This is a genomic window from Pontixanthobacter aestiaquae (assembly GCF_009827455.1).
Lineage (GTDB): Bacteria > Pseudomonadota > Alphaproteobacteria > Sphingomonadales > Sphingomonadaceae > Pontixanthobacter > Pontixanthobacter aestiaquae.
This window is the reverse complement of sequence record NZ_WTYZ01000001.1, coordinates 17,626-29,689: the sequence shown is the minus strand read 5'-3', so window position 1 is coordinate 29,689 and position 12,064 is coordinate 17,626. Positions and strand designations below refer to the sequence as shown.

Annotated in this window: 7 protein-coding genes; 5 read left to right on the top strand and 2 right to left on the bottom strand. The window is 54.9% G+C overall.

Features of this window, described 5'->3' with window-relative positions; genetic code table 11:
• Positions 1-8: 8 nt before the first annotated feature.
• Positions 9-1,664 (bottom strand): cytochrome-c oxidase, cbb3-type subunit I, encoded by a 1,656-nt coding sequence (ccoN, locus tag GRI35_RS00100; protein WP_160612140.1) that lies wholly within the window; start codon positions 1,662-1,664, stop codon positions 9-11.
• Between the two features lie 224 nt (positions 1,665-1,888).
• Between ccoN and GRI35_RS00095 the strand changes: the two genes are divergently transcribed.
• Positions 1,889-2,563, top strand: a complete 675-nt coding sequence (locus GRI35_RS00095; RefSeq protein ID WP_160612139.1) for an OmpW/AlkL family protein — start codon at positions 1,889-1,891, stop codon at positions 2,561-2,563.
• Positions 2,564-2,599: 36 nt separating this feature from the next.
• On the opposite strand, the gene GRI35_RS00090 is transcribed toward GRI35_RS00095, so the two are convergent.
• Positions 2,600-3,334: a Crp/Fnr family transcriptional regulator gene (locus tag GRI35_RS00090; RefSeq protein ID WP_160612138.1), complete on the bottom strand. Its 735-nt coding sequence runs from the start codon at positions 3,332-3,334 to the stop codon at positions 2,600-2,602.
• 199 nt (positions 3,335-3,533) lie between these two features.
• Here GRI35_RS00090 and GRI35_RS00085 point away from each other — a divergent pair, with 199 nt between their 5' ends.
• The 4 genes from GRI35_RS00085 to GRI35_RS00070 all read left to right on the top strand — a co-directional run bounded on the left by GRI35_RS00085 (position 3,534) and on the right by GRI35_RS00070 (position 12,039).
• A complete protein-coding gene (locus tag GRI35_RS00085) occupies positions 3,534-5,249 on the top strand; it encodes a BCCT family transporter (RefSeq protein ID WP_160612137.1) in 1,716 nt (571 codons plus the stop codon).
• 230 nt (positions 5,250-5,479) lie between these two features.
• Positions 5,480-8,140: a TonB-dependent receptor gene (locus tag GRI35_RS00080; protein WP_160612136.1), complete on the top strand. Its 2,661-nt coding sequence runs from the start codon at positions 5,480-5,482 to the stop codon at positions 8,138-8,140.
• 76 nt (positions 8,141-8,216) lie between these two features.
• Positions 8,217-10,196 (top strand): tetratricopeptide repeat-containing sulfotransferase family protein, encoded by a 1,980-nt coding sequence (locus GRI35_RS00075; protein ID WP_160612135.1) that lies wholly within the window; start codon positions 8,217-8,219, stop codon positions 10,194-10,196.
• Positions 10,197-10,455: 259 nt separating this feature from the next.
• On the top strand, positions 10,456-12,039 hold the full coding sequence (locus GRI35_RS00070; protein ID WP_160612134.1) for a ferritin-like domain-containing protein: 1,584 nt from the start codon (positions 10,456-10,458) through the stop codon (positions 12,037-12,039).
• Positions 12,040-12,064: the final 25 nt, after the last annotated feature.

Below are 12,064 nucleotides of genomic sequence, written 5' to 3'. Positions count from 1 at the left end.
TTCGCCTCTCAATTCGCAGTTGCAGGAAGGGCGGGACGGTCAGCTTCCGCGTTGTAGACAGGATAACTCATCGGAGCTTCCTCCCGCCTCTTGCCGGCTATCGTAGCCCAGATGTTGTAACTCATTATCAGCGTTCCGATCAGGTAGAGACCGCCGCCAAAGGCACGCATTACATACATTGGATGGATCGCCGAGACGGTGTCGACGAAGCTGTTCACCAGATATCCGTCGAGCCCGTATTCGCGCCACATCAGGCCCTGCGTGATGCCGGCAACCCACAAGCTGGCCGCGTAGAAAACAATCCCCAGCGTGGCGAGCCAGAAGTGCCAGTTGACCATGCGTAGGCTATAAAGCCGTTCTTTACCCCACAAACGCGGCACAAGATAATAGACGCAGGCGAACGTGATCATGCCGTTCCATCCGAGTGCGCCGGAGTGAACGTGGCCGATGGTCCAGTCGGTATAATGCGACAGGCTGTTCACGGCTTTGATTGACAGCATTGGCCCTTCAAATGTGCTCATGCCGTAGAACGCTAGCGCGAGCACCATCATCCGGATGATGGGGTCAGTGCGAACTTTATCCCATGCGCCGTTTAGCGTCATCAGACCGTTGATCATGCCGCCCCAGCTGGGCATCCACAGGATGATGGAGAACACCATGCCCAAGGTCTGCGCCCAATCGGGCAGCGCAGTGTAGTGAAGGTGGTGCGGACCCGCCCAGATATAGAGGAAGATCAGCGACCAGAAGTGAATGATCGACAGGCGATAGGAATAGACCGGACGCTCTGCCTGTTTCGGCACGAAGTAATACATCATCGCGAGGAAGCCGGCGGTGAGGAAGAAGCCCACCGCATTGTGACCATACCACCACTGGACAAGCGCGCCTTGGACACCGGCGAACAGCGGATAGCTGGTCGATCCGGTAAGGCTGTATGGCATGTCCAGATTGTTCACGACATGCAGCATCGCAACGGTGATTATGAAGGCCAGGTAGAACCAGTTTGCCACATAGATATGCGGCTCTTTGCGTTTCACAATCGTGGCCACGAAGACGATCAGGTAACAGACCCAGACTATGGTCAGCCACCAATCGACATACCATTCAGGCTCGGCATATTCCTTCCCCTGTGAGATGCCGAGGAGATAGCCTGACGCGGCCAGCACGATGAACAGCTGGTAGCCCCAGAAAACAAAGCGGGCGAGGCCCGGGAAGGCAAGCCTCGCCCTACAAGTGCGCTGCACGACGTAAAAGGACGTCGCGATCAGGGCATTGCCACCGAAAGCAAAAATTACAGCGGATGTATGGAGCGGCCGGACACGGCCGAAATTGAGATAGGGTTCGATGTTGAACGCCGGATACGCCAGCTGCAACGCAATAAACAAACCTGCCAGTAGCCCGGCGAGACCCCAGAACATCGTTGCAATGACGCCCCATCGCACCGGATCATCATCATAACGGGATGGATCGGCAGACCCGGCAAGTGCGCGGTTTGCGCCAGCCTCGTCATTGGCACTGCGCGCGGTGAACCATATCGCCACGCAAAGCGCGATCGCGACAATGGTCATCTGGATTGCAAAGGCTTGATCTGCGGCGGCTGCGATTGCGAGCACGCTGAGGATGAGCAGTAGATACCACACACCCGTCCGCATGAGGACGTTTTCCATTAGCTTCCCTTCCCGTTGAAGCAGACTGTGGAAGGGGCCTTGGCCGGATTCGAGCGGCCAAACATTGATCTATGTCAAAAAGCCAATTCTGTCAGGATTGACACGATGTCATGGGAAATTTGCGCTGGATCAATGTTGGCTTCCGGTGCTGCGGGTACCGCCCCTGTGCATCATAAGGATCCTGGGCGGCGCTGTGCCGCCACTATGATGCGGAGTTTATTACAATGCGTATCGCAACTTCCGCTTTAGCTGTGGCCCTGGCTGCCGGAATGAGTATTCCCGCTGCCGCACAGGAAGAAAAAGGTCCGCTACAGGTTAAACTGCTCGGTACGGCGGTGTTGGTCGATGGCAAAATCACTGACGTCCGTACCGACACGGTCGGCCTGCCGGCAAACACGCAGACATCGGCGAACAACAATGTCGTACCGACGGTCGCCATTGAATATTTTTTTAATGACAACCTCTCGCTCGAGACGATCTGCTGTGTGACACAGCACGATGTCGATGGCGTAACCGGCCTGCCCGGAGCAGAGCTGGTTTCCGACGCACGGCTGATCCCGGCGACCTTCACGCTGAAGTACCACATCAACACCGATGGCGGGATAAAGCCTTATGTCGGCGCGGGTCCGGCGTATTTCATTTTCTTTGATGAGGATCCTGGCGCAGCGACTGTTGCATTGGGCGTGACGGATTTCGATTTGTCGGACGAGCTAGGTTTCGCTTTGCAAGCCGGCGTAGACATTCCGGTTGGCAAGAACGGTGCGTCAGTCAGTCTCGATGCCAAGCGTTACTTCATCGACACCGATGCAACCTGGTCGATCGGCGGCGCGCCGGTGATCGAAACAACGCACAAGCTGGACCCGTGGGTGCTCAGCGCCGGTATCGCCTATCGGTTCTAGTATACGGGCCGATCTAAAACACGGGTTTTTGGGGGCCTAGCCCGCGCGGTCCTGGAGAGCTGCGCGGTCTAGGATTGCCACTTCGCGCCGCGATGGAAGGTCAAGAATGCCGTCCTTCTTGAGCCGCGTGAAGTGGCGGCTAACTGTTTCAATGGTTAGACCCAGCACATCGGCGATCTGCTGTCTTCCGATTGGCAAGGCAAAGGCGGGAACAGTATTGCCGCCGGTCAATTCAGGATTGAGCCCGGGTGCGCCGCTAAGGCGCTCCACCATGTCCAGCAGGAATGTAGCCAGCTTTTGCTCCGCATCCATCCGTCCAAGCAGCAGCATCCAGCGCCGGGTCCGGTCCAATTCGGTCAATGTGCGTTCGAGTAATTTATGCTCAAGCCGCGGGTGTTCGCGCGCAAAAGCATCGAAGTCTTGGCGCCGGAAGACACACATCCGCGTTTCGGCAAGTGCTTCGACACCGTAAGGATCGGTTCCGCCGAATGGTCGGCCGACGAAGTCGCCAGGATAGGCCAATCCAACTATTTGTTCGCGGCCTTCTGATGTGCCGGTTGAGAGCTTCAACAGGCCCTCCACCACATTGCCGACCAGCACGGCGTCTTCACCTTCCCACAACAACTGCTCGCCTGCGGTCAATGTGCGGTGACGGCCAATGGAGTTGAGCAGCACGATTTCATCCGCATGCAAATCGGCGCAAATGGCCCTGTTGCGGATCGTGCATGATTGGCAAATCTCGGTTTGCGATAGAACTTGGGTAACGTTCATATCCCCATGATAGTCTGGTCGCACGGACTTGCCAATTGCATCGTAAGGGATGTCACGTGCTTGCTCTGCAACCGGTTTGCAATTCCTCGGGCAGGCTCTATGCCATGGGCCACATCCTACGATCGGAACCAATACTGCCAATTGCACGCTGTGATTGCCGTGGCCGGTACAAAACGAGAAACGGACACATCTTAGCCGCATGAGTGAAAACACCGCGACTTCCGTCAATCCGCCACTGGTGGACCTTCCTATCAAGACTGCCAAATCGGGTTTTTATAATGGTTTCAGTACGCGTGTGACTGTGCCGGCGAAAGTCATTATCACGTTGCTGATCCTGTGGGTGATTGTGTTTCAGGAGCAGGCAAGCGCCGTATTGGAAGTTGCGAATACCACTCTCATTCGCGAATTTGCGGGCTGGTACGTGTATTTGGTGGCGTTCCTGATGCTGGTTGCATTCATTCTTGCGGTGATACCCAAGACGGGCGAGCTACGCTTGGGAAATCCGGGCGAGAAACCCGAATTTTCGCGCTTCTCTTGGTTTGCGATGCTGTTTGGTGCCGGGATCGGTGTGGGAATGCTGACCTACTCCACCGGGGAGCCGCTGGCGCATTTCCAGAATAATCCCGATATCATTCGCGGTATGGTTGATCCGATCTCTGCCGAGGCTGTCCGACCCGCCTATATCTATACATTTCTGCATTGGGGCCCAGCTGCGTGGGCGACTTACGCGTTGGTTGGTTTGGCTGTCGGCTACGTCGCCTATCGTCGCAATCTACCGCTGACGATCCGTTCTTCGCTCGCGCCTTTGTTTGGCAAAGCGATGTCGGGGGTAGCCGGGCATGTGGTCGATATTGTCGCGGTTGTTGCGACCATATTAGGCGTCGCCGTGACGATGGGTTTGGGGGTCGAACAATTTGTCGCCGGTCTCAGCAGGCTTGGCTTTGGTGATTGGTTGATGGTGATCAAGGAGCCGGGTGCTTCACCGACAGCTTCCGCGCCCGCGATTATCGTGGCTTTGGTTCTGTTGGTCGGCGCTTCGACAATATCGGCATTGTCGGGCGTCGGGCGCGGGATCAAATGGCTCTCTAATCTCAATATGGGGCTGTCATTCCTGCTCTTAGCGGTATTCGTTGTGGCTGGGTCGGGCCTGCTTGGCTTCGGCCTGCTGGCCACTGGAATCTACGACTATATTGTCGCGCTACCGAGCCTCGCAACCACCCTTTGGACCAGCGACGGGACCGCCACAGGCGATGCGCTTGCACAGTGGCAACTTGATTGGTCGGTATTCTATTGGGCGTGGTGGATCGCATTTGCGCCTTTTGTAGGCATGTTCATTGCCCGCGTATCGCGGGGTAGAACTGTGCGCGAATATGTCCTCGGCGTTGTTCTGGTGCCCGCACTCATGTGCTTTATCTGGATGGCGATTGTGGGCGGGACCGCAATTGATCTGGAATTGAGCGGTGTAGCGGAGGGTTCGATCTTAGCGGCGGGCATTTCCGATCAGCTATTTGCGACTTTGGCGGTTTTGTTCAGCCCCGCTGTCACAACGATCCTCTCCGCGCTCGTTGTCCTGTTGTTGATGACCTATTTGATTACTTCGGTCGATAGCGCGATCCTGATCGTAAACACGATTAATGGCGCGGGCGACGAGGAAGATGATGTCGAGCGCCGCCATCATATCCTGTTCTGGGGGGCGGCCATCGCATTCGTCGTCGGTGGAATGCTGATCCTTGGCGGAACTGATGCAATCGGCGTAACGATGATTATCGGCGCTTTGCCGTTTTCCTTTGTCGTCGCGCTGATGGCGATATCGATCATGAAGGCAATCATCTTCGATCTTATCCGTAAAAAGCACGATGTTCCCTGTACTGCGGAGACTATCGAAGCGGCTGCCATTACAGCCGCGCAACGATAAAATACGGTCCAAAGCTCTCTCCAATCACAGTTGTGTTGTCATAATGGCACGGTTTTTCCTCCATTCCGGGATTGACCGGTGGAGCGGTGGTTTGCTGTTACAGGCTTTGTTAGGTGAACGCTCACAAGCGCGGAGGGTTCTTTTTCGCGCAAGCCAACCGATCAACCCCGGTAATTTGCGCGCTTGCGTGCCACGGGACGGTCTGACCTAAAAAATAGGCAGGAAAATACATGATCAAATTTACCAATGGCGCATCCGCTCTTGCGATTGCCGCCCTTACTGTTTCGCCCGCTATGGCGCAGGATACTAATGCCCCGGCTGAAGAAGAACGCACCGGCGGTGTTGGCGATATTATCGTCACCGCGACCAAGCAAAGTGAAAATCTGCAGGACGTTCCGATTGCCGTTAGTGCGATTGGCGAAGAAGCTCTTGATGAGCTGGCGATTGATACCTTCGGCGACTACCTTGAGCAGCTCCCCAGCGTTACAGCTGGCGGTAGCGGTCCTGGTCAAAGCACGATCTATATTCGCGGCCTCGCCTCAACCACACCAAACCTGACGACAGCCGGTGTTGCTGGTCTCGCGCCGAACGTTGCGCTCTATCTTGACGAGCAACCGCTTGGTCAGCCTGGCCGTAACCTTGATGTTTACGCAGCCGACCTCGAGCGGATTGAGGTTCTCTCCGGTCCGCAGGGCACCCTGTTTGGTGCCAGCTCGCAAGCGGGTGTTGTCCGATTGATCACCAACAAGCCTGACCTGGTTGGCTTCGATGCTTCGTTCAAAGCGGGTGTCTCGTTCACCAAGAATGGCGAGTCCAGCTACAATGCAGAAGCCATGATCAACGTGCCAGTGACTGACAGCTTTGCGCTTCGCGGCGTGTTCTATCTCGATGATCAGGGCGGCTACATCGACAACGTCGCGGGTACGATTACTGCCCGCGAAAGTGCTCGGTTCCGTCCGTCAGGAACAGTCAGGTCAAATGGTGTCCCAGTCCGCGGCGAATTTGCCTCGGGTGGTCGGGGCGGCGCCCAATCTGATGCCGCTACCCTTGCGGCGATTGACGCCGACGTCAACTTCATTGCAGCAGACAATTCAGCGTTAGTTGAAGAGGATTTCAACGATACCCAGTATTCTGGCTTTCGCGTGTCAGCATTGTATGAGTTCAGCCCAGATTGGCGTTTACTGGTTTCGCACGCCCGCCAGAGCGTTGAATCGGACGGTGTTTTCTTCGCCGACCCGAACCTCGACCTCGATGATCTTGAAATTCAGCGCTATGAAGCGGACCGTCTTGAAGACGATTTTTCGAACACCAGCTGGACGGTCGAAGGCCGCCTTGCGATGCTCGACATCGTGTATACCGGTGCTTACACCAAACGCGAAACGCAGCAGCGGGTAGATTACACCGATTACCTGTTTGTTGGTCAGTATCTGCCTTACTATATCTGCGATACGTCGGTCAGCTACCCGACATATGTGGCCAGCACCCCGGCTACTCCAACCGGCACTTGCCAGGCTCCCAATCTAGCTGTCACTTCGGATAGTGAAACAACTGTTTTCACTCAAGAATTGCGCTTTAGCACGCCGAGCGAAAACCGTTTTCGCGTAACTGCTGGCGGCTTTTATTCCGACCTTGAAATTCAGGAGCGAAATGATTTCGTTTACCCGACTGCACAGTTCACGACGGGCGCCGATGCTACTTCGCTCGGCTTCGTGCCGAACTTCCCACTTACCAACCTCGGCGCGGCTCCGGGAGCTGTCGGCAATGCTAGTGACGGATTTTTCACCCTGCCCGGACCATTCCCCGCGAGCACGATATTCCGCAACGACATTTTGCGTACTGACAAGCAGTTTGGCCTCTTTGGCGAAGCTAGTTTTGACATCGTGCCAGACTTACTGACGCTTACATTCGGTGCACGGTACTACAATATCGAAGTTGATCTGGAGGGCAGTGCCAATTCTTCTTTCTTCAACCGAACGTCGCCGATCTTCGGTCCGAATACGGGTGTGCCAGCTGCAGACCGCCAAGATGCACAGCTTGGCGGAACGAACATAAGTGCCCAGTATGGGCCTAACAATGCAGCCGGCAATCCCGATGTTGCCAAAGCCGAAGGCACCATCTTCAAGGGCACAATTACCGTCACGCCGACCAATGATCTGCTGTTCTATGCAACATATTCCGAAGGCTTCCGTCCCGGATTGTTAAACCGCCCCGGAGGCGCATCAAACGGCGCAGGCTTTACCGTTCCCTTCGAGCTCGAAACCGACGAAGTTAAAAACTACGAACTTGGTTGGAAAATGGATCTGGCCGACGGTCAGCTTCGCCTCAACGGAAGTGCGTTCTACGTCGATATCAGCCGTCTCCAAACGACGATTTTCGATCCCGGCATTACCAATCTGTTCTTCTCGGACAATGCGGCGGATGCAGAGATTTATGGCCTTGAAGGTGAAGTTACCTTCGCGCCCTATAATGTCGATGGTCTGACGGTGACGGGCGCGTTCTCGTTCCTAGATACCGAGATTACCAACGTACTTACACCGACCAATGACGTGGTTGCAGGTGAACCGCTTGCTTACGCTCCGTCATTCCAGGGCAATATGCGCGTGCGGTATGAATGGGCAATCGGTGATCTGACGGCGCATGTCATGCCCCAGGTCGTGCATTCCTCGTCGAAATTCACCGACATTATCGAGATCAACAAATTCCGTTTGGACGGCTACACCACTTTCGCTTTGAGCGCCGGTGTGAAGTCGGACAATTGGTCGCTCGAAATCTTCGGTGAGAACCTGACTGACGAGCGCGCAGAAGTGGCCGGTAACTTCATCAACGATGTTGAACGGATCACCACCAACCGTCCGCTGACTGTTGGTCTGCGGATCGGTTACGACTACTAAGTCTGGCAGAATAAGCATTCAAGGCGGGTGAGGGAAACCTTGCCCGCCGCTGTTGTTTTCTGCAGGGAAAGCTGTGATGTCAGAACATACCGACGCCGCGAATGACCAACGCGCAGAGCAATTGACTCGAGCACAAAAACTGCTGCAGGCGGGCAAATTTGCTGATGGACTTGCGGCTGCTGAGGCAATGCTGGTGGCGGCACCGGATGACACGGATGTGTTGTATTTGGCAGCAGTTGCGGCACGCTATCAAGGACAATTCGATGCGGCGACCGAGTACCTCGAACGCTTGCATGCTGCGTCGCCTGAGTATGGTAGAGCGTGGCAAGAGGTTGGCCATTTGGAACGGGCAAAAGGCGATACCGCACAGTCACTTGCTGCATTCCAGCGCGCAACACAATTCAATCCAGCGCTGGAGGTAAGCTGGCGGGCGCAGTCTGATTTGTTCAAAGCCAATGACCGTCCTCAAGAGGCAGCCAATGCGCAAGCGCAGGCAGATCGTCTCAAGGCTATGCCGCGCGAATTGCTCGCGGCGACCAATCATTTGCACGAAGGACGTCTACTGCGCGCCGAAGAATTCTGCCGCCACTTCCTGCGGCAGAATCCGAAGCATAGCGAGGGAATGCGGTTACTTGCCCAAATCGGGATTAAGTTGGGAATACTTGATGACGCCGAGTTCCTGCTCGAAAGTGCGCGGACATTCGATCCTGACAATATCCAGATCAGGCTGGACTATATTGACGCCTTGCGCCGCCGCCAGAAATTTGCCGCTTCCAAGCAAGAGGCGGAATCGCTTTACGCGCTCGACCCCACAAACCCCTTGTTCCAATCGCATCTCGCCATTGAGAGCATGCAGACCGGCGAATATGATCGGGCGTTCGAATTATTCGATGAAGTACTAGCACAGATGCCGAACGATCCGGCGACGCTTACCTCATGCGGGCACGCTTTGAAGACTGTTGGTGCGCAGCAAAAGGCCATCGCTTCGTATCAAAGAGCCTTCGCCGCTAAGCCCGATCACGGAGATGCTTATTACGCGCTTGCCAACTTGAAAACATACTCGTTCTCCGACGATGAGATAGCAGCAATGCGAGCGCAGGCGGAGCGCGGCGATCTGGCCTTCATGGATCGCGTCCACCTGTCCTTTGCGCTTGGTAAAGCCTACGAAGATCGCGGCGATTATGAGCAGTCGTTTCAGTTCTATCATCAGGGCAACGAGCTAAAGCGCCGTCAAACGCGTTACGATGCGGATGACATGCAGGCTGAACTGCGCAAGCAGGCGGAATTTTGCACAGCGGATCTTTTCGCCAAGCATAAAGGCTCTGGCCACCCGGCAACTGATCCGATTTTCATTCTTGGTTTGCCACGTGCGGGGTCGACCTTGCTCGAACAGATTCTCGCTTCACATAGCCAGGTGGATGGTACGCTGGAACTGCCCAACATCCTCGCTCTCGCGCACCGGCTTCGCGGGCGAAAAGCGGGCGAGTCACTCTATCCGCACGTGCTGCATGATCTGACGGCAGAACAGCTTGCGAAAATGGGTGGAGACTTCATTGAGAATACGCGTATCCATCGCCAAGGCGCGCCGTTCTTCATTGATAAGATGCCCAATAATTTTCGGCATATCGGGCTGATCAAGCTGATCCTGCCCAATGCGAAGATCATCGATGCGCGGCGCGATCCGATGGATTGCTGTTTCTCCGGTTTCAAACAGCTTTTTGCCGAAGGGCAGGAATTTACTTACGGCTTGGAGGAAGTCGGGCGGTACTATGCGGACTATGTCGATCTGATGGACCATTGGGACAAAGTCCTGCCCGGCGCGGTTTTACGCGTGCAGCATGAAAATGTGCTTGATGATCTTGAAGGCCAAGTCGAGCGGATGCTGGACTATCTGGGCTTGCCGTTAGAACAAGCTTGCCTTGAATTCCACAAGAGTAAGCGTGCTGTGCGCACGGCCAGCTCCGAGCAAGTTCGCCAGCCGATCAACCGCTCTGGGCAGCACGCATGGTTGCCGTTCGAGCCTTGGCTTGATCCCCTCAAGGCGGCTTTGAAATAAATAGAAATCGGCGCAATAAATGCGGTCATGTCCCTTTTATACAATATGTGAATCTCGATTAGTCATATCTGGTGATACATCGTCAATTGGATTGATGAATAGAGGTTTGAGATATTTTAATTCTGTAATCAGCACAGAATAATTCGGAATAATAATAACACCCGGGTCGCATAGCAGTGGAATTCAAACTCCGGTCAGGAGAGGGGTTTCGATTGTCCAAAACCGTGCGCATCATGCGGCGGACGAGAGGGTGTAGCTAATGAACAAACATGATCCCATCACGCGTTTCACACCGGCAGAACAGCATCTGATCGATCAGTTGAACAGTAGCCTCGACCGGGAAACGGCGCTCGCGGAATTGAAGAAGCTGCTTCAAGTCGCGGTCCAGATCGAACTCGCGACGATCCCAATTTATCTCTACACCTATTATTCGATCAACCGCACCGTACACAGCGGCGAAAATATGCGCCCGAGCGATGTGTTCGCGAACAAAACCGGCGGTATGATCATGAGCGTGGCGGTTGAAGAGATGCTGCATATGTCGCTCTCGGCCAACATTCTCTACTCACTCGGCGAAATGCCGAAAATGTACCAGCTTGCGCCCGATAGCTATCCCACAGTCCTGCCTGCGCATCACCAGACCGACAAGTGGCAACCCGAAGGCGCCGATGGATCGCATGATGTTGCCATCCCGCTTGGTAAGTTGGACTACAGTCAGCTGTGGCACTTCCTGCAGATTGAATATCCCGAAACGATGGATGCGGTACCGGAGAACCATGATTGGAAAACCATCGGTCAGGTCTATTCCTATGTTCGCTGTATTATTGCGACCAATTGGATCGAGGACGAGGATTTCCGCAAAGGCCCTGCCGAGCATCAAATTCAGAGCTTCAACTACTCGCCCAACAATACCGATACAGTGCACACCAAAGGCAAGTTTGATCCGTGGGAACCCGCGCCAGACCATGCCAATCCCGACGCGAAACCGGTCGAAGGTGGGAGCGCTGCAGCTGGCGCAATTTACTCCAATGAGGACGACAGCCACGCTGGTGCGACTGAGCTGGTCACGATTCATGCAAAGGAAGACGCCTATATCGCGATCGATACGATCTGCGACCAGGGTGAAGGCTATGCCCAGCCGCATATGCATGATTTGCCAACGGATGATCCATCAAAGCATGAGCTGTCGCACTATTACAAGTTTCTGACCATTCAGGCCCAGTTGGAAGAATATAAGGCGCATATGGAATCGGGCGGGCTGCATGAGCAATTGCCCAAATATCCTGCACCTCCTGCGCCGGTAGCGCCGACAATTGGTGCTGGTGAATTGGCCGAAGTCGTGATCGACTATCCGGATAATCCGGTCACGCTTGACTATCCCGAAGAGCTGCAGCCGATTTCCGACTTCTGCAACGGCGTGTTCCAATATATGCTGGTGCTGACCGAGACGCTCTATCTGGTGCCGCCGCAAAGCCAGCGCCTGTTTTTCAATGAAGGCATGCACCGCTCAATGATCTGGGTGCTCGACAAGCTGATCAAGACGATGCGCGACATCCCGATCAATAACGGCAAGCACAAAGGCAAATTCTTCGCGCCCACGTTCGAGAATATCCATCTTGGCCCGCGCGAAGGGTCCTTCGCCACATTGAATGTATTGGGAAAGAAAGCCATCGCCGCTGCGGAGGCCCTGATCGTCTCCGATCCGTCAGTCGATCAACCCGCGCAAAGCGTCATCTACTACGTAGAGCAAGCCCTGTCGGCCACCGATGCCCAAGGCGCACCGCAGCATCTTCCCGATGTGAAGGCGTTCTGGGATGACGACAAACCCGCACCGCATTGCTGAACCAAAGATCTGAATTGAGAAGAGG